General features: G+C 59.1%; 25 protein-coding genes. 3 read left to right on the forward strand and 22 right to left on the reverse strand.

The genetic code is table 11. The annotated features are described in order from the left end of the window. Positions 1–59 precede the first annotated feature (59 nt). The 7 genes from P3T43_RS30325 to P3T43_RS30355 all read right to left on the reverse strand — a co-directional run bounded on the left by P3T43_RS30325 (position 60) and on the right by P3T43_RS30355 (position 6,416). On the reverse strand, positions 60–545 hold the full coding sequence (locus P3T43_RS30325; protein WP_429284686.1) for a hypothetical protein: 486 nt from the start codon (positions 543–545) through the stop codon (positions 60–62). Between the two features lie 221 nt (positions 546–766). Further along, positions 767–1,594 (reverse strand): class D beta-lactamase, encoded by an 828-nt coding sequence (gene blaOXA, locus P3T43_RS30330; RefSeq protein ID WP_429284687.1) that lies wholly within the window; start codon positions 1,592–1,594, stop codon positions 767–769. Between the two features lie 111 nt (positions 1,595–1,705). Continuing rightward, positions 1,706–1,996 (reverse strand): hypothetical protein, encoded by a 291-nt coding sequence (locus tag P3T43_RS30335; RefSeq protein ID WP_429284688.1) that lies wholly within the window; start codon positions 1,994–1,996, stop codon positions 1,706–1,708. 212 nt (positions 1,997–2,208) lie between these two features. Next, positions 2,209–2,997, reverse strand: coding sequence for an acyl-ACP--UDP-N-acetylglucosamine O-acyltransferase (gene lpxA, locus P3T43_RS30340; RefSeq protein WP_429284689.1), 789 nt, complete (start codon positions 2,995–2,997; stop codon positions 2,209–2,211). 172 nt (positions 2,998–3,169) lie between these two features. Next, positions 3,170–4,492, reverse strand: coding sequence for an IS5 family transposase (locus P3T43_RS30345; RefSeq protein ID WP_429284690.1), 1,323 nt, complete (start codon positions 4,490–4,492; stop codon positions 3,170–3,172). Between the two features lie 226 nt (positions 4,493–4,718). Then, entirely contained in the window at positions 4,719–5,246 is a 528-nt protein-coding gene (locus tag P3T43_RS30350; RefSeq protein ID WP_429284691.1) for a GNAT family N-acetyltransferase, read from the reverse strand. Between the two features lie 297 nt (positions 5,247–5,543). Then, the gene (locus P3T43_RS30355; RefSeq protein WP_429284692.1) at positions 5,544–6,416 is read right to left on the reverse strand and encodes a LysR family transcriptional regulator; all 873 of its coding nucleotides are present in this window, start codon (positions 6,414–6,416) and stop codon (positions 5,544–5,546) included. 113 nt (positions 6,417–6,529) lie between these two features. On the opposite strand from P3T43_RS30355, the gene P3T43_RS30360 reads away from it, so the two are divergent. Next, positions 6,530–7,927: an MFS transporter gene (locus tag P3T43_RS30360; protein WP_429284693.1), complete on the forward strand. Its 1,398-nt coding sequence runs from the start codon at positions 6,530–6,532 to the stop codon at positions 7,925–7,927. A gap of 287 nt (positions 7,928–8,214) precedes the next feature. Beyond that, positions 8,215–8,847: a LysE family translocator gene (locus P3T43_RS30365; protein WP_429284694.1), complete on the forward strand. Its 633-nt coding sequence runs from the start codon at positions 8,215–8,217 to the stop codon at positions 8,845–8,847. 157 nt (positions 8,848–9,004) lie between these two features. On the opposite strand, the gene P3T43_RS30370 is transcribed toward P3T43_RS30365, so the two are convergent. The 15 genes from P3T43_RS30370 to P3T43_RS30440 form a co-directional block, all read right to left on the reverse strand. Beyond that, positions 9,005–9,265: a GNAT family N-acetyltransferase gene (locus tag P3T43_RS30370; RefSeq protein ID WP_429284695.1), complete on the reverse strand. Its 261-nt coding sequence runs from the start codon at positions 9,263–9,265 to the stop codon at positions 9,005–9,007. A 348-nt stretch (positions 9,266–9,613) separates the two neighbouring features. Next, a complete protein-coding gene (locus P3T43_RS30375; protein ID WP_429284696.1) occupies positions 9,614–11,320 on the reverse strand; it encodes an ATP-dependent helicase in 1,707 nt (568 codons plus the stop codon). Positions 11,321–11,329: 9 nt separating this feature from the next. After that, positions 11,330–12,211, reverse strand: a complete 882-nt coding sequence (locus P3T43_RS30380) for an ATPase (protein WP_429284697.1) — start codon at positions 12,209–12,211, stop codon at positions 11,330–11,332. Between the two features lie 371 nt (positions 12,212–12,582). Beyond that, positions 12,583–13,059 carry a hypothetical protein gene (locus P3T43_RS30385; protein WP_429284698.1) on the reverse strand — a complete coding sequence of 159 codons (477 nt, stop codon included), beginning with the start codon at positions 13,057–13,059 and terminating at the stop codon, positions 12,583–12,585. 356 nt (positions 13,060–13,415) lie between these two features. Beyond that, complete coding sequence (locus P3T43_RS30390) at positions 13,416–14,021, reverse strand: DUF4400 domain-containing protein (RefSeq protein WP_429284699.1); 606 nt, start codon at positions 14,019–14,021, stop codon at positions 13,416–13,418. Then, positions 14,011–14,274 carry a hypothetical protein gene (locus tag P3T43_RS30395; RefSeq protein WP_429284700.1) on the reverse strand — a complete coding sequence of 88 codons (264 nt, stop codon included), beginning with the start codon at positions 14,272–14,274 and terminating at the stop codon, positions 14,011–14,013. The genes P3T43_RS30390 and P3T43_RS30395 overlap by 11 nt, the downstream gene beginning before the upstream one ends. Next, positions 14,231–14,749 carry a hypothetical protein gene (locus tag P3T43_RS30400; RefSeq protein WP_429284701.1) on the reverse strand — a complete coding sequence of 173 codons (519 nt, stop codon included), beginning with the start codon at positions 14,747–14,749 and terminating at the stop codon, positions 14,231–14,233. Before P3T43_RS30400 ends, P3T43_RS30395 begins: the two co-directional genes overlap by 44 nt. A gap of 10 nt (positions 14,750–14,759) precedes the next feature. Continuing rightward, entirely contained in the window at positions 14,760–16,628 is a 1,869-nt protein-coding gene (gene traD, locus P3T43_RS30405; protein WP_429284702.1) for a conjugative transfer system coupling protein TraD, read from the reverse strand. Next, the gene (locus tag P3T43_RS30410) at positions 16,625–18,043 is read right to left on the reverse strand and encodes a TraI domain-containing protein (RefSeq protein WP_429284703.1); all 1,419 of its coding nucleotides are present in this window, start codon (positions 18,041–18,043) and stop codon (positions 16,625–16,627) included. The genes traD and P3T43_RS30410 overlap by 4 nt, the downstream gene beginning before the upstream one ends. Continuing rightward, positions 18,040–19,095, reverse strand: coding sequence for a type IV secretion system protein (locus tag P3T43_RS30415; protein ID WP_429284704.1), 1,056 nt, complete (start codon positions 19,093–19,095; stop codon positions 18,040–18,042). Before P3T43_RS30415 ends, P3T43_RS30410 begins: the two co-directional genes overlap by 4 nt. 8 nt (positions 19,096–19,103) lie before the next feature. Next, positions 19,104–19,850, reverse strand: a complete 747-nt coding sequence (locus P3T43_RS30420) for a type VI secretion protein (protein WP_429284705.1) — start codon at positions 19,848–19,850, stop codon at positions 19,104–19,106. 14 nt (positions 19,851–19,864) lie between these two features. Continuing rightward, positions 19,865–22,327 carry a VirB4 family type IV secretion system protein gene (locus tag P3T43_RS30425; protein ID WP_429284706.1) on the reverse strand — a complete coding sequence of 821 codons (2,463 nt, stop codon included), beginning with the start codon at positions 22,325–22,327 and terminating at the stop codon, positions 19,865–19,867. Next, positions 22,321–22,584: a conjugal transfer protein gene (locus P3T43_RS30430; protein ID WP_429284707.1), complete on the reverse strand. Its 264-nt coding sequence runs from the start codon at positions 22,582–22,584 to the stop codon at positions 22,321–22,323. Before P3T43_RS30430 ends, P3T43_RS30425 begins: the two co-directional genes overlap by 7 nt. Before the next feature lie 79 nt (positions 22,585–22,663). Beyond that, positions 22,664–23,044: a conjugal transfer protein TrbC gene (locus P3T43_RS30435; RefSeq protein WP_429284708.1), complete on the reverse strand. Its 381-nt coding sequence runs from the start codon at positions 23,042–23,044 to the stop codon at positions 22,664–22,666. Positions 23,045–23,059: 15 nt separating this feature from the next. Further along, positions 23,060–24,109: a CpaF family protein gene (locus tag P3T43_RS30440; RefSeq protein WP_429284709.1), complete on the reverse strand. Its 1,050-nt coding sequence runs from the start codon at positions 24,107–24,109 to the stop codon at positions 23,060–23,062. A 243-nt stretch (positions 24,110–24,352) separates the two neighbouring features. Here P3T43_RS30440 and P3T43_RS30445 point away from each other — a divergent pair, with 243 nt between their 5' ends. Beyond that, positions 24,353–24,808, forward strand: a complete 456-nt coding sequence (locus P3T43_RS30445) for a zinc-finger-containing protein (RefSeq protein ID WP_429284710.1) — start codon at positions 24,353–24,355, stop codon at positions 24,806–24,808. The last annotated feature ends 61 nt before the right edge of the window (positions 24,809–24,869 follow it).

Here is a 24,869-nt window from a genome sequence, read left to right on the forward strand (position 1 = left end):
CGAACACGGCCATTGGCGGCGTACCGCCGAAACAGAAGTTGCCCATCGCGGCATGACCTCTACTTCTGAACTCCGTTAAAAGCGGGGGGACTACCAAATGTCGAGCAGGTAAATACCATGCCATCGACTTGACGGTCATACCACGTCACGGGGTGTTGGCATTTCCTCAACATTGGCTGCGCAGATGTCAGGTAATAGCGGCTTTCGTGGGACGTGATTCGGACGAGTAGTCGTTCACCAGCGTCCGTTAGCATCCATCCGGAAAAGACGAGATACGCGAAGACAAAGAGCAGGAAACCGATCATTTGGCGCTTGCTAATCCGCCTGCTCGAATTTACCCGTTTTACCAACATTCGAGTCAGCATATAGATCGCGGCGACAACGAAGGTGGCGACGCCAAACCCGATCCATACAGGATCGAATCGGCCACGAAGCGCACCATTTGCAAAAGAATCAGAGACGGCGCCGGACAGGACGAAAGCGACGGGGAAAATCGAAATCAGTCCGATAAACAGGGTGTACGCGATGACCGACCGGATTTTCATTTTTTTCTCCAAGGATCGTATGCATCGCAGCGTAGTACCTGCGCTTGATGCGGACTAGATTGTTAGCGATCCATGCGTCAGTGTCGACTGTCCGAAAGTGGCCGCCCCCTGCCTGTCAATGTTCGGCGACACGCGACTCGAACCAGTCTCTCGACCGCCCCCATTGCAGACAGTCGATGGCCGCGTCACGAGCGTTGCATGGTCTTAGCGGCCAACGGGTGCTATTCTCCTTTCCGCACGAGCGTAGCTATTGAGTCAGGGAAATCAGCGACGAACGCATCACGCGCGCGTAGCCCAACTGGCTCTTGTCCCGGTAGTGCACCGTCGTCCTGTATAAGGCGCGCAAAGACGAGAGTCTTGCCGTTTCGCGACGCCCAGCCCACAAACCATCCCCAGCCGTGGGCTTCATCGTCTGAACCGTCAGCGTTTTGAGGGAACCCTGTGCCAGTCTTGCCATGAATATCCCACCCGTCGGATAGCTTGGTAACTTCGGTGATTTCGCTCGTCATGGCAAATGCATGCTCGCTAACAGGCAACTTGCGATTGACTAACTTTGTCAGAAATGCCACCTGCTCCAATGGAGAAATCTGAAGAGACGAGTCGATCCACGCATGCGTCAGTCCGTCGTGCCTGCTATCACCGCGGACATCGGCGTTGCCGAAACCAAATTCCTTTGTGTAGTTCGCAAACCGCGCCATGCCCAACGATCGTGTTACTTGTTGGGAGAACCACACGACCGAATATTTGATCCACCTGCTTGGGTCGGTCGGCTGCCGCCAAGCCTCTCCGCCCCAGTCCGGATAGCCTGCGCGGTACTGAAGGGTGGGGGTATGAGCATCTTTCAAAAAGCCTGCGTCGAAGCCCATCAGGCTTATCGCGATCTTGAATGTTGACGCGGGGGTCGTGCGCGTGGAACAGTCGCCTTCTTGCAACAATATCTTGGCATTGGCTGCGTCGGCAACGGCAACGGCAGTACATACAGTATGCGCACTGACCGACGTGCCCGCAGAGGCAATCGCCGCAGCTAACGCAAGCGTTCGCAATTTCATCACTTCTCTTTTCCTTCGTTTGGATGGAATGTAGTTGATTTGGGTGCGGACGTATTCTTACGCGATTGCGAGCTTTGGAGAACGATGTGCGGGAGTTCGAAAGTCGAGTCGCTATCGCGTGCCGTCCCGGTGTATCACGAACGTTTGCGTGCGTGAACCATGGAACTTCGTGACTTCAGCGTTGGTCATCAACGTGGATGATTTCAGGACTGGACTCACCACAACATACAGTCGATCGGGATCGGGGCCGTACATATACAAATAGCCATCATTGCCGTCAAGGTGAAATTCGGTCTCTCCGAGTTCGCCAACACCCGCTCGCTTTATCGCGTTTTCCAGCCGATGTTCCAGGACGCGAATTCGCGCGTCGTCCTTGGGGTAGTAATCGAAATGGACCATCATTACCGGTCCTGGTGGCCTCTGTGGTTCTTCCGGAGCAGCGTTGCCCGCGAACAAAGCGATGCATACAAACGTGGTGAATGCTCTTCTTCTCAACATGGGCGCGGGATTATCAGCGAAAGAAAGACCAATTGTCGACGACGTAGGCAGTCCAGTCGAGCGTCCCTTCGTGGCCGCGTGCCGCCCGACGCGACCAGCGCAAGGTGCCCCGTTCCTTACCGAATTAAACCGCGAGTCGAGCGAGCAAGAAATTCGTAGAAAGGCTTGACTTCGGCGTGAGCCGTTGCAATTTCCGCGATCTCCGGCCTCACTTCATCAAGGGTCTTGCCGCTCCGGTAGAGGAGCTTGTATGCATTTCGAATCGCTTGTATTGCTTCTTTGCTGAAGCCGCGGCGTTGTAGCCCAGTGATATTCACTCCGATCGGTGAAGCGTGATTGCCTTGGGCAATGACAAACGGTGGCACGTCTTGCGCGACGCCAGAACAGCCTCCCACCATAACGTGCGCCCCGATGACGCAGAATTGATGGACCGCGCACATACCGCCGATGATCACGTGGTCATCCACGATAACGTGACCGCCGAGCGTTGCGTTGTTTGCCAGGACGCAATGGTCGCCAATTGTGCAGTCGTGGGCAACGTGAGCGTTGACCATCAGAAGGTTGTCGCTTCCGACCTTGGTAATGCCACCGCCTTGGACCGTTCCGCGATGGATCGTGACACTCTCCCGGATTCTGTTGCGATCGCCTACTTCCACGAGAGTCGGCTCTCCGGCGTACTTCAGGTCCTGGTTGTCTTCTCCGATCGTGGCGAACGGATAGACTATGTTGTCTCGGCCAATTCGGGTGTGCCCGCTTACGACGACGTGAGACTTGAGTACGGTGCCCTCGCCAATCTCGACATCGCCGCCAACGCAGCAATACGGACCAATGCGGACGCGAGCGCCGATGGCAGCGCCTTCTTCAATAACTGCGGTCGGATGGATGACAGCCGTTTTTTCGATCACAAATGTAACCTCTCGGGAGAGACAGAATTGGACTTGTAGTTCAAATCGAATGCGAGAGCAGCAAGCCGCAATTCGCTTTTCGGGCCGATTATATGAGTCTTCGCTTTCGCTTGCCGCCGACCTTTCAGCTAGCTAGTCGGCCCTGAACAATTCGTCCTTTGTGCCGCCGGCGTCACACCATCAGGTCGGCGGCGATGCTGAAGTTAAGCAAAGCAGCAAGAATGAAGGCATAAAGAAGCCGCAGCTTCCTGAGGATCTTCCGCAGGTTGTAGCCAGCGCCGCACAGCACCGCATGGATCGCATCGCCCAAGGCGCCTTTGAGCCAGTTCCGATTGAGCTTCCCGTCCGCCTTCATGTGGCCAATGGCAGGCTCGATTGCACTTCTCCGTTTGATCATCGCGCGTAGTCCACGTGTGATGCCGCGCCGCAGGCCGGGGTGATAGACCTTCACGCCATCAATCGCGACGCCCTTGTAACCACGGTCCACAACGGCGACTTCTGGCGTGACGTCGCTGAGGATCGCCGCCTGCTCCAACGCCTCAGCCAGCGTGTGGCCGTCGTATGGGTTGCCCGGCATTGAGCGCATTCCCACCACGAGCCCTTCCTTGTGAGTCGTCGTGATCGACACCTTCACGCCGAATTCGTATGGCGTGCGCGCTTTGCCCTTGGCCAGACACTCGACTTCCGGCGCGTGCAGCGCATACAGCTTGTTCTTGTCCTTCGGCTTCTGCGACAGAATCCGCTTCGTGCGGCCAATCAGTTCCTGCAATCCCGCGCGGCTGCAATCGGCCACCGCGTCCAGTTGCCGCTCGACGTCGCGCATCACCCGGCCCACACGCGAGCGCAATGTGCGCAGGGCCTTCTTCATGCGCTTGTACTGCTTCGCATGGGCGTAGCGGCCAATCTGACGCGCCAGGTGTGGTGCCTCGCGGTTGTAGTTCTGCCGCAGCTTCAATCCGTGCCGTGCCGCTGCCTTCACCAGGTGTTCGCGACACCGCTCGAGCAGGCGTGAATCGGTCGGATGCGCAATCGCCTTCTCCATGACCGTCGTGTCGACGATTACGCGTTTCACGCTCGAGGCCTTGATCACGCCTGCACGCTTTGCTGCCTCGATCGTCTCGGCCAGCAACTCTTCAACTCCGGCTTCGCCCAGCCGCTTGCGCCAGCGTGTCAGGCTCGATGGGTCGATTGGCGGCTCCGTCTGCAGGTACGTCTCGCCGGTGAACACCTGCCAGTACGGATTTTCCACCCATTGCCAGACGACATCTTCGTCGGACAGGTCGAAGGCGTGTTGCAGGTAGAGCAGACCCGCAATCAGGCGCGGTGACGTCGCAGGGCGCCCTTTGCCGGAAACGAAGCTCTCACTCATCGAAGCGCCCAGCCGATCCCAGTTGATCAGATCGGCCAGACGTACCAGCGGGTGCTTCAGGTTGATCTGCTCGCGCAGAGGATGTCGAAACAAATCGCCTTCGCTCACCGCTGTCTTCGGACCCATCCAGACCTCGACAGAATTTGCAGGAAACTACCCGTAATCTGCCAGGTTCCTGCAAATGCATCAACCACTTTCCGCTTCAAACCCTTGTTGTACAAGGCGCTTCGAATTGTTCAAGGCCGACTAGCTATCGTCCCCTGAAATTCGGGTCGATTGTCGACGATCGTGGCGCGTTCCTCGACCTTCCGTTCCTGGCCGAAGCTCGCCTGCCACACCACATCTTTCGCTCCTAGCCGACCGCCGATTGGTTAGGTATTCGGTAGATGACGGACATGTATTTGGGTGTTTCGCGCCGCTCCACGACGACACCACCAAGAGATTCGGCGATGCGGCGACTCGGGTAATTTTGTTCAGCGACTGGGTAAGTGAAGCTCTCGATGCCAAGTGCGAAGCTTGCCCACGTCGCCACAAGACCCACAGCGTCACGACCAAAGCCTTGCTTTTGGAAGTCCTCCCGAATCCAAATGCCTAATTCCGCGCTTGCGTTCCGAACACGATGGAGTCCGGCCAATCCAAGGAAACTCCCGTCATCTCGTTGGCGGATTGCAAATACAAAGTCCGTCCCCTCGGCTATGGTCGGCAACCAACCCCGCCAGACGCGATCAAAGTCGCCTCTGCTAGCGGGTGGCTCCCATGACATGAAACGAGTAAGTGAAGGTGTGATGCAGTGGAACGTGGCGTCAGCATCGTCAGCCGAGAACGGCCGAATCGAAAGCCGCTCTGATTCAATTTGAATTTCTTCCGAGCGTAGCGGCATTTTTTCCCCTGTTTGCCTGCTGGTGCCGTCGGATTGTGGACGATCTATGTCTCTCTGTCGAATGGCTCTTGCTGGCCGACCAGCGCCCCACCGCCGAGCACGACGATCATCTCGGTTGCCCGTTCGATGCAAAAGGCATAACTCGACCCAATTCGGCCGGTCAGCAAATACCGCTGATGGGCAGCTTTCTGCGCGAGATCAGCCGTTCAGCCACGAACCAGATCGCTCCGGCCAAGGCTATTTGCGCTGGCAGTCTGCCTGTTTCGTTGAGCGCAAGCGGGGACGCACCTTTGCTTTCTAACCACTTATCGTGAAAGCGGGATTTTCCTTCACGATCTTCAGCAAGAAATCCATGACTGCCCGTACTTGCGGTGACCGGCGTAGGTCCCGATGGATGGCCAGCCAAATATCTCGCGAAAACGGTTCGCCGTCGTATGCAACACGCTGCAGCTTCGCATCGGTATCCGCCAGGAAGCCTGGTAGGCCAGCCACGCCAGCACCTGCCTGAGTTGCTGCCAGATGGCCATTAATATCGCTGATTTCGCAAGCGACCGGTCTACCGTTGGCAACGCTCATCAACCACTTTTGCTGTGGCATGTCCGCGAATCCGGCATCGTAGGAGATGAACTCCCAAGCAGACGGATTGTGCAGGTGCGGATAGTCCCTGCTGGCGTATAGGTCGAACGACATACGCCCTAGCTTGCGCACGACGCTGGTCCCTTCCTCAGGCCGAACCAGTCTCAGAGCGACATCCGCCTCCCTTCGACTGAGGGAAATCTGCCGCGCCTCGCCCGAAACAGATAACTGCACGCCGGGATGTACGCGTCGAAAGTCCGCGAGATGCTTCACCAGAAAGTTGGCCACTAGCACCGGCGGTGCGCTCAGCGAGACCTTAACGCTCAACGGAGAGCGGCTGGCATCCAGGAATCGCTCAATCGCGTACGCATCTTCTTCCATTCCCTGCGCTAGTTCGAACACACGCTGGCCAATCGGAGTGAGCTTGCACGCCCTGGGAAGGCGTTCGATCAATCGCGTCTTGATTTCGTCCTCCAGCGCGCTCACGTGTCGGCTCACCGTCGCGTGATCAACCTTCAGGCTGCGAGCGGCGCCGGACAACGTGCCGATGCGCGCGACGGCCAAGAAATGGCGAACGTTTTCCCAATCGAACATCTGTGCATTTCCTCAAGGATGGTGTGCAGGTATGTGGAATATTCACACAAAGCCAATATGCCTAACATCGGAGCTACTTCAGCCGATAGGGTTTATTCCACATGAACATGCCTATGAGCCGTGATCAACGCGGCGCTCTCGCCGCCGCAGGACTGGGCTTTGTCGTCGTTTTGCTTGATGTCAGCGTTGTGAACGTTGCGCTCGACGCCTTGCGAGCCCGCTTCGCCACCGACGTGACCGGCCTGCAATGGGTTGTCAATGCCTACACGCTCGCGTTCGCGTCGTTACTCCTCACGACGGGCGCCTTAGGCGACCGCTTCGACGCAAAGCGAATCTTCACCGCAGGATTCGCAGTCTTTACGCTGGCATCGATTGGGTGTGGAATTGCCGACTCATTGCCACTTCTCGTGGCCGCACGCGTCATACAGGGCATTGGCGCCGCGCTGCTGGTGCCCAATTCACTGGCGATGCTGCGCCAGGCGTTCCCGGATACGCAGCAAAGAAGCCGCGCTGTGGGCTGGTGGGGCGCGGCGGGAGGAATTGCGCTTGCGGCTGGACCGGTCTTGGGCGGCCTCCTGGTATCGCACGTGGGTTGGCGCAGCATTTTCCTGATTAACTTGCCGATCGGCGTCGCGGGCCTGACACTTACTCTCCGTCACGCTGCAGCCGCCGTATCTACGCATAGCCGAAGCATCGATCTTCCAGGCCAACTGGCGGCTATTGTCGCGTTGGTAGCTTTGACCGTGTGCCTTACAGAAGCCGCCCGGCTTGGATGGCGTCACCCTTTGGTCTATGGTGCGCTGCTGCTTTCACTTGTTGCCACCCTGGCTTTTCTCTGGCTAGAGTCACAAAGCACGCAGCCGATGCTCCCATTGTCGCTGTTTCGAACGGCTACGTTCTCTGTGGCATCAGCCGCCGGCGTGATCGTGAACTTTGCTTACTACGGTTTGATCTTTGTTTTCAGTCTCTTCTTTCAAATAGAGCAGAACCTATCAGCTCAATGGACCGGCCTCGCATTTTTGCCGATGACAGTTGTTCTGATGGGCGTGAACATCCTGGCAGGCCGACTGCTCAACCGAATCGGTGCAAAAAAACTCATGGTTGCCGGCATGGTGATTGCCGCGTCGGGTTATCTGCTTCTCATGCCGGTCAGCATAAACGGTTCGTACTGGATGCTGGTCCTGCCAATGCTCGTTGCCGCAAGCGGCATTGCCCTAATGGTGCCAACCGTGACAAACGTCACACTGTCATCCGTAGATGCCTCCCGCTCCGGTGTCGCGTCGGGAATACTCAACTCAGCGAGGCAGGTAGGCGGCATGTTAGGGGTAGCGGTGTTCGGTTTTTTCGTACGCGATACCAGTCATGATGGATTTATGCAAGGCATGCATCTTTCCATCATGACCGCCGCGGCGCTCCTGCTGTGCGGCAGCGTGATATGCCTGTACGGAATTAGAACGCCACGACCCACGCACATTGAGACCACTCCCAAGATTCTGGCTTCTGACAGTTAAGGCCGGAGTCTGCATGGTGGGCAGGCGCGCGGGAATGGCAGTGACTTATGTCGGCCTATAAGCGGACACGCCGGAATTTGAGTTGAACGGCTCCAATTGGCCCGACTACCGACCGACGTGGAGGACCGTAGCCGACCCACATCAGCCAGTCGCTGTTTCCCATAGCAGTCGTTCGATCCGCTGCCTCTGCATTCGACTCGCCGGAGACTTTGAACCCGCTCAGTCAGACAATCATGGCAAAATCAAGCTGACGTCTTCAAGCCTTCCAACAACTGAGCGAACAACGAATGTCCTTTCATACTTGGGTTCTTTTCGCAACGGCATATCTCGTCACTACAATTTCACCCGGTCCCAACGTTCTACTCGTCATCCGTAACACGGTCAGGTACGGAAGCCGGGGGACCGCTTCCACCATTGCCGGGAACCTGCTGGCTCAGTTGGCGGTGGTCGTGCTTGTCGCACTGGGCGTGGGCGCTGTGCTGGCTGCGATGCCGCCGCTGTTCGTCGGCATGAAAGTCGTCGGTGCGGTCTATCTCATGTACCTCGGCCTGAAGCAGTTGAGAAGTCAGGCACCTAAGCCGACTCCTTCTGCCAACGCGCAGTTTGCGCACGTATTGAACAAAGGAAAGATTTTTCGGGAAGCGATTCTGGTTTCGGGCAGCAACCCCAAGACACTTATTTTCCTTTCAGCCTTCATGCCACAGTTCATCACACATGACCGTCCGTTGCCCGAGCAGTTCATCGTCATGTATTTGACCGTGGCTGTAATCGTGGCGCTTGTGCACACGATCTACTCGGTGAGCGTCCGTGGAATTCACAACGGGCTTGGGAGCAACCGATGGGTAGGGCCAGTGAAACGCAGCAGCGGAGTGGTCTTTTTCGCTCTTGGTATCAAGCTGTTGACGGCCAAGCGCGCTTGACGCCTACTTCCGTCGAATTGAACGATCTATGTGACGAGGTCGAGTGTCCCTTCGTGGCCGGCTGCTGTCTCACGCGATGAACACAAAATGCTGTGATCAGCAGCACGCGAATCGGCCTGCGGGACAATTTATCTGAAGCCAGGCCTCGGTTGTTCAATTAGGATACGGGAGATCGATACGTCACAAAGTGCTCATCTTTTGTCGCGACGCAGAAGCCGAGATTCTGATAGAACCGCATTGCCCCTTGATTGCACAAAAAACAAGACAGCATCAATGGCCGGCCGGACTCGGATGCGCGAGACAACAACGTTTGCATCACTTGCCGACCAATCCCGCGACTGCGATATTCCGGTTGCAGAAGTAACAACGACAAATGAACTTCGTCGATCTCATCCTCTAGCGCAAGATACCCCACCATTACCGATCCTATACGAAGCGGCGGTTGCGTAACTCAACCCAAAGGCCGTTGGGCTGTCAAGCAGCGCGGCAAGCCGAATCGTCTTCAAGATTTCCCAGTCTTCTTCGGTGGTAGGCCGAATCCGGAGAGGGTTCAACTCTGTAGTCATAGGGGCACTCGGGCAAATGCAAATCGATTACACGACAATCTCACGGTTGAGATTGTCAGCGATTCGGGCGGCGGAGTCGACTGGCCGCTCATGGCCGGTTACTGCCTCGTGCAAGGAGGCCCAGGCGAGCTAATAACCTGACAGAGGCGACACTGGGGAAGACCGCGCCGTTTGCCTCCGTCGACCACTCGACCTGAAACCTAGCTGCGCTCGGACTCGATTACGAATCTCGACACCGGATTCTTTCGAATTGTTGAGATCACCAGACTGTCGCGTGCACGAGTCATGGCTACGTAGAACAGGCGACGCTCTTCGGACTCAGGACTCTTTTCGTCGGGCACCACCCCCTCTTCGGCGCGAGTGATCCATACGTGATCCCACTCCAGCCCTTTTGAACTGTGCATCGTCGTGAGAATGAGCGCGCCTTCGACAGGTTTGTTATTGTCGCGCTCAAGGAACTCGATCCGGTCGTTGAATGGTCCGTTGAGCCGCGAGATGACGTCATAGGTCGCCTGGATCGCCCGGATCGCGGTGTCACCCTTTGCGTACCCAAGCATCCATTCGAGCACACCCTCAAGCGCCAGAGAGTAGGCCTGGCGCGAAGTCAGAGCCTGCCACTCCGACAGCCGCTTCATGAACCCGCGGTATGCGGTGGCGGTGTCTTCGGACAAGCCGATCGCAACCAGTTCCTTCTTTTGCTGCTGCACCAGCGTTGCACCCATCAACCTGTGAATGGCGCTCAGGTCGCCCGTACTCATCCCACTGTGGGCGAGTACAGCATCCAGTCCGTTGTGCTTCGTACCCTGCACTATCTCGAGCAGATTGCACATTAACGCGCCCTGCGGACGGTTCAGTACCGACTGGCCCGAGGCGCGGTAATAGTTCACGCCGTGCGACCGGCAGACCGATTCAATCGGATCCAGTATGCGATTCGTGCGCGCGAGAATCGCGCACGATTGCCCCGCAGCGAGTTTCGGCTGCAGTGCCTCGACAGCGGCCACGGCGTCAGCGTACTCGTCGTCAAACCGCTGCGACTGCACGGCTCCGCCTGCACCGCGCTCGGCGACGAGACGCTTTGGGATGCGATCGACGTTATTCCGGATTACCCGATCTGCAGCGCTCAGGATCTCGTCACGGCAACGGTAGTTGCTGCCCAATACCACCCTGCGAGCTTCAAACGACGAGGCGAAGTTTTCCATCCCACGGAAGCCAAGTGCCGCCCGGAAGCCGTAGATGCTCTGATCATCGTCGCCTACCACCGTGACGTGGGCACCCGACATCGCGTGCAACTCTACCCAGCGGTACTGAAGAGGATCAGTGTCCTGAAACTCATCGACAATCAGATCTGTGAACGCGTAGGGCTTGATATCGCCGGATTCCATTCCCGCGACCGATAACCGGAGCATGTCCTGGAAGTCGATCTTTCCATTGCGCTCCAGCGCCTGCTGGTATGCGTTGTAGAGCACCGCCTCCTGTGTACCTGCCGTGACCCTGCCGAAGTTGGTCTTGATCTTTTCGATGACGGGCACGGCTTCTTCGACTTTCCAGTTGAAGCCGTGCTCGGCCAGCACCCGCGCGAGCAGGCCCGTTCTGTCGCCGTCCGATGCGATATCGCACTTCGCACCTCCAGGCTTCCTCAGTTGCCTGAATGCCAACGAGTGAAACGTGCCATCAACAAGGCGGCGCTTTGCGTCCGGACTGGATAGCTTCAGGATGCGGTGACGCATCTCCACGGCCGCATCCTTGCTGAACGTCACGGCACCCACCAGCGACTCTGGATCCGAAAGCAGCAGCGCGACCTTGGTCGCAATCGTCTTGGTTTTGCCCGCGCCAGGGCCGGCGACTGCCAGACAATGGCGACGGGTTTCGGCAACCTCACGTTGCTGCGGGTTCAGGCCATCGAGCATGATAGGGGCCTATCGACCGCGCACCGTTGTCATGAGGCGCAGGTGCGTCATGTATCCGCGCACGCCCACCGGGTGGAACTTACGCAGGAAGCGCGCGGTTTCCTCGTCGACGTCCGACTGGTCACGGATGCCGTTCCACACCAGAAAATCGAGGTGGTCCATTACCCGGTCGAACTTCATGACGATCGACAGCAGGCGCATCGAGAACCGCGAATACGTTTCGACCTCGATGTCGAGCGAGGGCAACGTAACCGTCGGGCTGAAGACGATTTCCCCCCGGGACTTCATTTCGATCTCTGAGCGCGTGCGGAAACCTTCAGCTACTTCAAACTGTTCGTTGACGTAGGCCTCAAGCTCGCCAACCTGCTTTTCAAACCAGTCGGTAACAGCGCCCTGGTCCTGCGCGCTGAACGTCGAACGACCGAAGCGCTGCATGTTGATGCTCATGCGGTTCAGGTACGGCCACCATTGTTCGAAAAGCGGCTTGAGTCGCGTATGGTTCAGACGCACCGCGGCAGGCACGATTGCGGCGCCAGAAAGTTGCCGGTCGAGCAGCTGACGGCCAATTCCGCGGCGGCGGCGAACGATCGCGGCGCGCTCGGCCGGCGGCAGGTCGCGGAACAGTTTGCGTGTACGTGCGACCTGCTCGCGCTTTTCCTGCGCTTCGGACTCGCTGATCATTCCTTCTTTCTGAAGGGTCGCAGCGTCGTCCTCCATCTGCTGGAGTTCACGCTCGAGCTCGCCATCATCAGCGCCATCGGTCGTGGGCGTGCCCTGCCCGCCCGGTGCCGGGGTATCCCCGTTCAATGGCGCAATGGCCGGCGCGGAAGCGCCCTTTGCGACCACCTTGGTGTCTTCTGCGACTGTCGTTTCTTCGTTGATCGTGCTCATGGATGTCCTTGTCGAAGGCGCTCGCGCGTCGGCGCGGCATGAACCTATTGTTCCGCCTTCATGATGCTCGGACAGAGCGAAACCTAGGTCATTTCAGGCGTCTTTCGCCAAGTGGCATCGTCAGCGTGCGCGAACGCAGAGCGGACGCGAACAAGAGTGCCGGGGCAGGCCCAACGCATTAAGACGTTAATCGGGAAGGGAGAACAATGACGACTGGTGGCCGGTCGCTGATCGTAACGGGGAGCTACGCGGGAGAAGATGACGACTTGCGGGCGGCTGGATCGTGCCCGTAACCGGTTACGGGCACTTTTCCGAAATGATGCTGGTTTTCGTGTAGCTTTTCGACGGAAATCCTTACTGGAAGATTCGGATCACGCAGCGGCGGTCCGGTAAGCCGCGCTCGATGCCTTGAAGCGGCTGCGGCTGGAGGAGAAGGTGCCGAAACCAAACACGGCCCCAACACTCATGAACACCGTCATCAGGTACAGCTCCCACAACTGCTGCTGCACAGATCTCGCCAACGAATCAATTGAGCGCTTCTCCAGACCCCACGTCTTGCAGGTCGTGGAAGGCAGTGCGACTGATCCTGTCAGCACCGGTTTCGGATCCTCGCAGCTGCGAACCATCAGATAGCCTGGTGGCGCAGCGGGGCGTTGCGCCGCCTCGGACGCGTACTGGAATATTTCGCGCGGGATGGTGGCAAACGAGAAGTAGCTGGTGTACGCGAGTACTGCACAGAAGACCACGCTCGGAATCACGAAAATGACGTAGAAGGCCCACTTCGCCCAGAATGCGACGTGTCGCGCTGCGCGCCAGGCGGGCAAGCCCCGCTGAAGAATACCTTGCATGACTTACCTCACTCAAAATGGTTAGCGACAATGGTCAGGCCTCAGACCCAGCCCCATGACGGTCAAAACCCGAAAGGTATTGCGGCGCGAAATCCCTGTTGCACGGTTCTGCCGACTTCGCCAGCCAGAGCTAGCGCTGAATGCAGATCGGCCGTTACCGTCGCGCAATGACCGTTCATGGCGACCATCAGGCACACGGCGGCAGCAGGAATCGCAACCATGACGGACAGAGGTCCCCGTTCGTCAATCCGAAGCGCTGCACGGCATGCCAGAAGCGCTGCGCGCGTTGCTGCGTGACAAATCCGTTCATTCAGATTCCTCCCTTGTGGTCACTGGTGATGCGAACAGATTGCAATCTACTGGTACGACGATGCGGCCCGCCACAGCAGCATCGAGAGAACCACAGACACGCCCACCCAATACTGTGCGAGGACCGCGACAGGCACGATCAGCACGGCGAACGTGACGCCGAAGATCAGCAGGATGCCGTGCGCGGCCAGATGGAATGACAGCGGACTGGCAAAGCCGGCAGCAGCAGCCTTGATCTTCCGTCGCACCGTGCCGTCGACAAATGCTGCAGCGCCGAACGCGAGGGTTCCGATCAGCCAGAGCTTCATGACCGTGAGGCGGTAGGTTGCCCGGTACACAAGCATCCAGAAGTGCTTCACCCAGGTCCGCGCGAAGTCATTTGCACCGGCGTCACCGATATCGGAGGTTGCGGTTGCCTGAAGCGTCTTGCGTACGAGTCCGGTCTCAACGAACGTGTCCTTGAACAGCGCGTTGGCATGTTCAGTCGCCTCGTCCGCGCGCGCCTGCCCGAGCGTCGCCGTCACCGATTGCACTTCGGTTTCGGGCACCTCGAAAAGCTCCGGCGATGGAATAACTGGCATGACGCACACGGCCATGATCGGCACGGTGAAGAACCACCATTTGACGTGCCCAAAGAACCGGCTACTGGCCATAAAAGTGCTCCGCGAGCCGCGTCAGCAGATAGACCGGAAACACGGCAAGACCAGACAGGCCAACGTAGAACTGCAGGGGCCGGCGCAATGCAAACATGGCCATCGCGTACACCATCGCGCCCGGCCCCGTTGCAAACTCTGCCGGTGGCGGTGCGTCTGGTTCATCCTGCGATCGCGCCGTCGAGATCGCGCGCCGCACCGTGACCGGGTCAACCCGCGTCAGCTTCGCTATCAGAAAAGCAGTGGGCGACATCGTAGTCCTCGAAGTACATGCGGAAGTTTTCGCCGGTCAGTGCGCGCGCTGCGAGCTGCATGGCGGCCGAGCGCTGCGTGATGTGTTCGGGGCACCGCTCATCGACCATCCCGGTTTCAAGCTCCGCATAGCGTGCCTCGAAGACCGGAACTGGCTCGAACATCGGTGACCACACGTGATACCGCTCGCCCTGTCGCGCGACATAGCGCTTTGCATAGAGCAGATGGGCATGCTCGAAAAGCCCCTGCATGAATGCGATGTGCGAATCGCCTGTCTTGCGCACGCGCTTGAACCCGGCGAGCGCGGACGTCAGCATCTCTTTGACAAGCGGCTCCTGCGCGCCCATGAATCTCTCGCCAACGAATTCAGCCACGCGCGAGCATGCAAGCTCGAGCTCAGGCGCGAGCGTGAACACCGGTACCAGGCGGGTGGACAGCTTGTAGTCGCGGATGACTTTCTTGAATACGGCGGACATGCGTTGGTTTTCAGCCTTGAAGGATTGGAATGCGGCCCTGATAGACAGCACCACCGGAGATGCGCATGAAATATTGCAGGTTCGGCAGTCTGTGAATCAGATCAGTTGGAATGAGCGGTACTTTCTCCAGTTGTAGCGAGCGTGAGACGCCTCCAGTGAATTCGCCTATGTGCGCCTCGCTACCCGTACTCGTTGAACTGCTCGTCACGAGGTTTCGGATCGCGGTCTCCCCTACCTTTTCGGAGAACCACTTTGCCGTGTCACTGTCCTCCAAGCGTAAGACGATCTGGTTGTTCAGATTGCCCAAAACCTGCAGCATTTTTGCGGCATTTCCGAGCCGCGCCTCAAGGTCGGCACGCGCCTGGAATGCGACGAATGCCTTGAAGCCCGCTCCGCGCCCCTTGTTGAGCACCTGGATCACCTGCTCGTTGATTGCTTCGGCGATCTCATCGATGATCAGCACCACTTCGGGCGGCGCGTCGTAGAAGTTGTAGATCGACCCGCACACGGCCGCGACGTCGGACAGGATCATTGAGGCGATCGCCTTCTGCACGATGCTGTTCGACAACGAATCGAGCCCCATGTACAGGACGGCCTTCTGCTTGATGATCTTGTCGATGTCCCAGATCTCGCGCTCGTCCTCGAAGTCGTCTACCTTCGGTGCAAGCATCAGGCCGGTCTCGCCGGTGGCCAGCATCTGCAGGAGCGGCAGCGCCGAGGCGATGATGCGCATGTAGTGCTCGCGATCGTGCACGTGCGTCGCGATCAGGCCGTCGATCGTTTCGTGTCCCTTGTCGAACACCGCGAAACGCGAGTTATAGAGCGCTACCATCCCATCGACGCGCGACGCGCCCGGCTTCTGGCCGAGCTTCGTCAGCTCGGTTGCAACCTGCGTTTCCCAGTCCTCAAGACCGTTCAGCCGGAAATAGCGGTCGAGCGCCTTGTCCAGCAACGTGGTGATGCCTGACTGTGCGTACTTGAGGATCGAGCGCAACGTCGGCTTGTCACCGATATACAGCTCGCCCTTCACGGCGCGGTCGATGAACAGGAACGCGAAATCGCGGAACGGCCCCTCCTCCATCAGCTGTGCAATACGGCTCGGAATTTCCGAAGGCTGCGACCAGTTCTCGATCGGGTTCAGACGGATCGACCCGGAAGGTTTGGCCTGATTGAAATAGAGGAACTTGCGGCCCGCGCGTGCGCACTCCTTCTCGACGCGCCGCTTCCACTCGGCATCATTCCTGGGGTCGACGATGATCAGCACGTCCCCGAGATGGATCACCTGGGTTGAGATCACCTCATAAGTGCGGGTCTTGCCGGCGCCGGTCGTGCCACCCACCAGCGTGTGACCTCCCATCGCCTTGTAGTGAAACGGGACGAGTCCTTTTTTCGGCTCCAGTCCGTGGAGCCACGACGAGCCCTGCGGCATACGATCGCGGATGCTGTCATCAGGCGCAAAAATGGATTCGATCACGTCTTCAAGCTTGCGCCCGGTTCGGGTTTTCGAAAGCCATTTCGGCATGCCGGGAATGTCCGTCGACGGCATGCGCATGATGTCGTGCGCAATCTGGCTGTGCTTCTGCGTCCACTCATAGCCAATGCCAAGATACATCGAGTTGACTTCGGTGCGCATGCGCTGCTGGATCGACAGCAGCTTTTGCACGTCGAGCGTTGTCAGCCATTTGGTGGAAATGGCCATGCGAAACTTGAGCGCCCGCCATACCTGGGTGCTGCGCAGTAACAATGCGAGAAGCGCGACGAGGACAAACGCCCACCAGTACGGCATGCCCGAGAACGGCAAGACGGCAATCGCGGCGAGCCAGAGCGCGGCGGCACGAACCTCGAAGATCGGGCGGAAGTGGTTGATATAGCTGTTCATGAGCTACCCCTGGCGAGAATGAGTTCACCGGCGCGCGGCCCAAAAATGATTTCCCCGTTGCCGTTCGAGACCAGCAGGCTGCGCTTGCGAAGGTGTTCAACGAGCGTGTCGCTCGCTACACCGTAAGAGCCAACGAGACGCTTGGAAACCACGAGCCCCTGCTCATCCCACCTGACCGCTGCCTTGCCGGCCGCTACGTCCTCGCGCAGCACCCTGAACAGTTCGCGGATCATGTTCGGCACGTCCTTGAGCACCGTGGCGAAATCGTCTGAATCGGCCTGACGTTCGCGTGTGGCGGTCGGAACATCAGCAGGATTGATCGAGGCCGGTCGTGCCGCGGCGAGCTTGGCCGGATCGTCGGAGAGAAACGGTAGCCCCAGCTGGTCGACGCCCGGCGCGGCTTCCGCCAGATCCGGTGCGACAACGGGCGAGCGGGGCGTCGTGTCGATGTCTCCCACCGGTTGACTCTGAACGGAACCGGCGATCTCCACCGAAACGGTACCATCTGCTACGGGCGGCGAACTGGGCAAGGCCTGCGCCGTGCTTGCGGGAGGCGTTGCGACATGGGGGTGCGTCGCCGCCGCTCCGGCTGACGGCGCCACGCTTGCGCCAGTCGAAGGCGTCACAGGTGCAGGTGCAATCGGCGCCGTGGCTGGCTGTACGGCGGCCGCGACATGAACTGCGGACGGTACCGAAAACGCGACGGGCTCAAACACCTGTCGCTGCGCCTTACGGTCAAAGTCTGCCGCCACCTCGATGGCGTGCCGCACCACCTTATGGATGAGCGACTCGGCGCCGTCCGGCCGGGGACTGGGATTGATCGCGCCAAGCATCTCCGAGAGCACGGCCGCATCCAGGCCAGCCAGTAATTCCTGTCCGATCAGCATCTGCGCGAGCATCGCCGTTCTCATCCGCTCGATTGCGAAAGGCGCGGCGCGCCGACGTACGACGTAGGGGGACCCTCCCAGCCATGCGGCCGCACCGCCATGCGCCGACGGATTCCACTCAGCCTGATCGCGCTCGCGAACGATTTCGAAGTGCCGGTACGGTTCGTCCAGACCCGAGCACACCGCAGCCAGAAATACTGCGTGGTTGTATTGCGGTTCGATCCGGCGACGCTGCTCCGAGGACAGGGTCGCACCGAATTTCTGGCCGCCGGCGAGGCGCATCGCATAGAACGCCGTCTCCACCGTGAAGCGGAACGCCCCGCCGGGCTCGCGGTAGAGGTCCGCGTTTAGCGGGACGGTCGAAAACCACTGCGCGCAGCGCTCGAGCACTGCCAGCCACCGGCGCTCAAATTCGCTCTCGCGGGCCTCGTTCGCACACTGGCGGATCAGGTCAATACGCCGCTGGTTCTGTGTCTGCGCGAGCAGCTCCGCGGCCGGCAGCGGCTGATGCAGGGTCACGCCACTCACAGCAGCCCCCCGCTTACGATCTTCGCCACCTTGCCAAGGGCCGAGCCAGAAGCATTGGCGCCACCGCCGAACATCCCGGCGATCTTCGGGATCTCGAAGGAGAGCAGGAACACAAAGATCGACAGATCCATAACATAGGTCGCACCCTCGGGCGTACTGAGCCCAACCCCGGTACCCGCCGCAATCGCTTTCAAAAGCGATCCGGATACCAGTTTCATGAGGATCGCGGCCACTACGGTGTACATGCTCGCACTGACCATGTAGTCGAGCCACGATTTGAAATAGCCCCGCGTGAAGGGTGAGAAACCCAGCGCAACCGCAATCTGCCCCATCACGATCCCGGCGGCCGCCTGAAGCTGGCCAATGCTGGAGAAATACGCGAAGACCAGCGACGTGATCATCAGGACCACGTACGCAATCAACAAAGGACCGACCATCAACAATGCCTTGATGTATTCGTACCAGGCCGCACCGTTCAGAGACTTCACAATGGCGTCGTACAGCTCACTCGCGGCGGCCCCGAGTCCGGATGCTCCGTTTGCGACATCCGCCCCGGCAATATCGTTGGCGAGCGTTCCGAACCAGCCATAGAAGCCTGGCGCAAACGTCGCATAGCCAACATAGATCGAGGCAAAAATGCCCAGCATCCCGAGGTCCTCGAAGACGCCGAGCCATGCCATCGTAGGATGCGGCGTCGCGGCATACCTCGCGAAGGCCAGCACGAGCGTGATGACAGCCAGACCCCCTGCGAGTTTGTCGGCTTCGGGCTTCACAAGCTGGCTCGCGGTGACGGCCGTCGCAATGACGGCGTTGAACATCGACGTGATGGCGGACAGCGCCCTGGTACTACCCGCGCCGATTTCCCCCGGGGTGTACGAGGTGCCGGTGGTTCCCGTCGGAGTGGTCGGCGCAGTCGGAGCACCCGCTGGAGTACCTGCTGGCAGCGCCGGATACGTCGAGCTTTGTGCGAGGGCGATTCCCGGCGAAACCACGACAAACAGGACGGCCAGCATTGCGACTGCGGTACGAATGAATCTGGATAGGGTTGTCATGCTGATATTCAGTTTGAGGGCAGCGCGTTGAACTGTGCGCGCTCGACTTCCTGCTGGGTCGTGAAGCTCTGCATCGCCTGCATTTTTGCCTGCTGCTGGGTGTTCGCAAGCGACCGGTCCTGCGCATCGGCCTGCTGTCTGGCGGCGGTCATCTGGATCAGATCGGCGTTCTGGCTCGACACGATGTCCAGATAGTGCGTGGTGAGCGTCGCGGTAGCCTGCGCGGTTGGCGTCAGGGCAAGCTGCGACTGCAGATCAGCGCGGCGTTGCGCCAACTGCTGTGAATGGGTAAAGACGTTATTACCTGTCTGGAAAAGATTGGTGGCGACCGAATTGCCCTGGTTGTACAGCGCGTTCATGTCCGAATACCACTGCGTGGGTGTTTTGCCCGACGACGATATCAACGTCTGCGCCTGCCCGAGCCAGGTGCTGCCCTGCTGGAGACTGCCGTACAGTTGCGTGAGCGTGTCCCTGTACTGGTTGAGCTGTGAGATATCGCCCGTAATCTCGGTGTACTGCGCTTTCATCGCCGTCGGATTAAGACCCGTCGACTGCAACAGCTGGTTCGCCTCCATCTGATACTGATAGATGATGTTGGTATCCTGGTAAATCTCACCCTTCACAGCCTTCGCCGCAGTGACCACGTTCTGCGCGTAGTTCGATGGATCGAACACGACGTCCCACGCATAGGTGGATTGAGTCGTTAGCGTGGCCATGGCGACGAGCGTCGCGATACGCAGGCATTTCATTCTCATCGTTGCACTCCTCATCAGTCGGCCGTCATGATTTCGTTGATATAACCCTCGCGCCAGTCTGTGCGGCCTGACGCAAAATGCCTGTCGAGCACCGCCTGCGCGCGCCCGTCTGCGCGTAGCATCGCAAGCGTTTCCTTCGGAAAGGACGCCTGCAGCATGCGGCAATGGTCCGGCGACACCCACAGGTAGTCGCGATTCGGTACCGCGTCAGAAATCATGTTGACCTGATCGCGTGTGAGCCCGAACACGTCGCAGTAAAGCGCAAGGTTGTTGCGCGCATCGCGGTTGGGCAGATAGAAGAAATTCGGAATGTTGTCTTTCAGAATTTCGAAATTCTTGATGCGCGCCAGCTGTCCCAGCGATTGGGTCGCCAGCACCACGGTTCCGTTAAGTCCGCGGATGGTGACAATCCAGATTTCGAGGCGCCTGTAGAAGCGTTCATACTGGAAGAAGAAGCCGCATTCTTCGACCTCAATGATCGTGTAGCGCTTGCCGTCAAGCCATTGGGCTATCCGGTAAAACGCATAGTCGATGAACAGGGCCGCTGCGACCGGATAGTTTTCGAACAGGTCGCCCATCTCGATGGCGATGTCGTCGGTAAGCGAAAAGGCGTCTTCGGCGTGGTCGAAGAAGTGTCCGTTCTTGCCGCCCTTCGTCCAGAGTCCGAAGCGCTCCCGCAGCTCAACGGGCAGCAACGTGTTCAGGTTGGAAAGCGTCCAGAATTCCGCGCCGTAGCCGGTACCCAGCGTTTCGACCGCCTCGAAAAGCTGGGTCTGTTGCTGTGGCGAGCAGCTGAAGTCGTCATCCTCAATGGCCATCTGCACCCACTGGGCAACGTAGGCAAAGTGGCGCCTGTCATGCAGGAGCGACAACGGATTGACATGGGTGGCCGCTGCGAACCGGCCCGTCACGTCGACAAACTTGCCGTTGGACAGCACCGTCGGAATTCGCGTGGACCGGTTCTTGTCGAACTTGATCCGACGCGCACCGTACCGCCCGGACTGCGACATCAGGAAATTCAGCATGATCGTCTTGCCGGCGCCGATCGGACCGATCACCATGGCGTGCGACTTGCCGCCCGGCTGATGGAGGGTGACCCGCTGCAGGGTTTTGTACCGCGTGGGCAAGAGGCTAAGCGGCCCGGTTTTATGGCCCGACTGCTGCGTCAGCCATTCGTTGACGTCGGAGCCTTCGGCCACGCTGCGTAGCGGAGCGATATCGGATACAGCCGGCGTTTCAACAAATTGCAGACGCTTTTGCTGGTCCCAGCGCCCCGGCAGCGTGGACGCCCAGGAGGCCGCCAGGTTGTCGCGCTCGAGGATGACGCCAAACCCTGCATTGCCAATCAGACCGATAACCTCACTGGTCGCGTCATCACATTCCTGGGCGGTCGCGCCGTAGACAACAACGGAGATATTCGCGAAGCCGTACTGCTGGCCGTCCGCAACCAGCTTCGCCAGCGCCTTTTCAGCTTCCTTGGCCAGCTGCTCGCGCCCTTCGTCGTTCTTCGGGTCTTCCTTCGTGAAGTAGGCCTTGAGCATCGCGACAGGGTTGAAGGCGGCGACCTTGTAGAACTTCCGGATCTTCTCGATGTAACTGGTCGCCTTGTTGCGGTCGAGGAACCTGAACATCACACAGATGTCGAGTTCCGCGTCCACTTCGGCGAGGACGTCGAGCGCCGCCTCCTGGAAGCCCATCCACTCTTTTACGCCGATGATCTTTGCGTATCGGTTGCCGTGGGCTGATTCGAACAGCAGGTGCTCCGCGCCGACAGTCATGTACGACTCCGTGAGGTGCGTATCGAGCATCGTCACGGGATACCGGACCCGGCGCGGCGGCACCGACGGATTGGCGCTCTGATGCAGGAACGCGAGCGCGCGCTGCAGTTCCAGACGCTTCGCCTTCAGGCGCGTAACACCACCCTTGAAGGCGTCGAGAACCGATTCGAACCGCCTGATGTCGGACGTCAGCTTCTGCACGTCGAAGGCGAACGCGCTACGGGCGAGTATCTGGTCCTTGATCGTTTCGTAGATTGCAACGAGGACGGATTTGCCGCCCACCGACATGTGATACGCGACTTTTTCGAAGACCTTGTTGATCCCCGTTTCTGGCGTGTAGGCGAGCGCGAGCGAATGCGAGTTGCGAAAGTGCCTGCCGCTCGTCGCGACCTGCTGGTTAATACGGTCTATCCGCTCGTCGACGGGCGCGGCGAACGCCCCTTCGATGCTGCTGCGCACGCGCCGGTGCGACAGACGCCACCACGCGGTGATCCGGTGATCGAAGTTTTTGCACGCATGGTCGAGGTTATCGCGCGCAGCCGAGATATCGGCCGCGTTCGGCGAATCCGCGTCCACGCCTTCGAACGTGAAGACGGTCAGCAGTGAACCGTCCTTGTCGAGGACAAGCTCCGGTGTGACCATCGTTGCCCACGGCGCAATCTCCTGGATCGGCCGGCGGGACAGTTTCCACTTCAGCATGGCAGGTCCTGATCAAATCCGTAGGGTCGTTTGAACCTCGCCGCAAAGCGCGTCGACGGGCCCGGTTCGTAGATATCGGCGTAGCGGTTGTAGACCTTCGAAACCTCCCGCCACCACGGATCCTTTGAACTCTTCCAGCGCAGCAGCCAGTGGAGCCCGATGCCCACGGGGAGAAATGCGGGCGTCATGCTGCTGTAGCAGAGCAGCAGCGTGATGGTTCCATTGGCGATGGCTAGGCTGCGATCGGCACCACCCATCTGACGGGGCTGCGATAGCGAGCGACTGACTTTCCTGGGTTCACGCACGGGTTGATGGCACCGTCAGAGGGTTGATGACTTACGAACAGGTGTAGTTGATCATCAGGTGATTCTTGACGATCGGAATGGCAACAGAGGCGAGACCAAGACCAACAAAGACCGTGGAAATCATCTTGCCGATGGTGCTCTCGGAATTACCGATTGCCACCGCACCGACGATGATCAGCACAACGCCGATCGCGTAAAGCCACGGACCGCTGATGTAGGCGGAGATGAGACAGACGATGCCGGTGGCCGAGCCAAGGTCGGACATGTCGACCGCCGAGGCCATTGGTGCGACCGATGCAAGCGCGACGGCGACGAGCGTCGAACGGATTTCCTTGCGACCGAAGAGGAACTTCGCGGCGCTGAACGCCCGCGTATGCAGTCTGACGGACAGGTTTTTGAGTGTGGACTTCAATGGGTGCTCCAGTGGTTAAAAGACGCGTTTGAGGATGTAGTCCCCGTCACTGAAACCCTTGATTTCAAGGATTTCCGAAACGTGGCGAAGCTCGCCTGTGCGACGCAGATGCACGACGTAGTGAAAGCAGCTCGCGATGTTCTTGCGCAGATCGGCGAGATCCCACCGGGTGCCGGAGGGAACGCCAAGCATCGCGAGACTCTCGAGACGATCTAGCGCGCCGCGCGCGTCGTTCGAGTGGACGGTTCCGAGGCCCCCGTCGTGGCCCGTGTTCAATGCCTGGATGAAGTCATAGGCTTCGCCCCCGCGCACTTCGCCCACGATGATCCGGTCGGGCCTGAAGCGCAGGCACAGTGCGACCAGCAGGCGGGTCGACACTCCCTTTTCCTCGTTGGAAAGAAAGCGCACGCGGTTGGGCACCTGAAGCTTCAGTTCCATCGTGTCCTCGATCGAGATCACGCGGTCCTCGTGCGGAATCTCCGCGACGCACGCGTTCAGAAACGTCGTCTTGCCGGTCGAGGTACCCCCTGCAACCAGGATGTTCTTTCGGGCAACGATGAGTTGGCGCAATGCCTCGGCCACTCCGTCGTTCTCGATCCCCTGTGGGAACTCGATATCGCGCGCACTCTCGTCAAGCGCGTTGACTCGCGAGAAAGCGCCCATCGACACGTAGTCGGCGAATGAAAGCGTGCTGTCGCGGTGTTTGCGGATCGACATGGCGTGTCCGTCGATCGCAGTCGGCCGCATGACGGCCGCGATACGCAGGTTCGAATGCCCCGCGTTGATGATCCCCTGGGCAGTACCCGCACGCGCCGACTTCTCTACCGAGGTCGCGAGCGACAGGATGGCGCCGTTGAGCGTGGACTGGTTCAGCTCGAGGTCCAGGCGATGCATCTTGCCGCGGCTTTCGATGAACACGTTCCGAAAATCGTTAATCATGATTTCAGCCACGTCGGGCGCTTCGAAGTATTCGCGCAGCGGTCGCACGGATTCAAAGAACATTTTGACCGCGCTCTCTTCGAGAGGGCGCAGCTTGAGCAGGGAGTTTTCGGCAGCGTCGGACATGCAGTTATTGTTCCGGCTGTCCGGTACGAGCGACGAGCGAAAGCGACGCTAATTCGGGCAGCTTTCGACGAAGTGCCTGACCCGTAGTCGAGCGACGATGACGACATGGGCAACGGAAAAGTCAGAAGTGCCTATAACCGGTTACAGCCTGTTTTCCGGAAAGCTCCAGAAAATCGTGTAGCTTTTGAATGTTTTCCCGCTGGATAATTGTGCGATGGGTTTTGAACACAACGAGGCGAGCGTATGCGCGTAGGCCGACCGGTCAAGGCATTACCGCAACCAGTTTGCGATTACTGCGACGCGAAAGCGGTGCTTGCGCGTGCCGGAGAAGAGACTTACCCCTATCGGGAAGATCACGGACCAATCTGGATCTGTACGGCATGCCAGGCGTGGATTGGCACCCACTCACGCAGCACGCGCAACGTGCCGCTAGGCCGGCTTGCTGACGCTGCATTGCGTGAAGCCAAAAGCCAGTTGCACGATGCGCTGGAACCGTTGATCGCCGCCAAGGTGCGTCGCGATGCGGTCAATCCGTTTTCGGCACGAGCCAAAGCGCTTCACTGGCTCTCGACTGAGCTCGGTTTCGATCCCGCCCCCGCCTCCATCCACGACATGTCGCTTGACAACTGCCAGCAGGCAATACGCTATGTCGAAGCGTTCGTGCAGGCTCGCCGGCAGCGGGGCCAGGAATCGACTTGATAAAACGTCGCCGCGCGCCGATATAGCCCGCGCGATCAACACACACCTCTACTACCGCAAT

The organism is Paraburkholderia sp. GAS41, assembly GCF_050436545.1.
GTDB lineage: Bacteria > Pseudomonadota > Gammaproteobacteria > Burkholderiales > Burkholderiaceae > Paraburkholderia.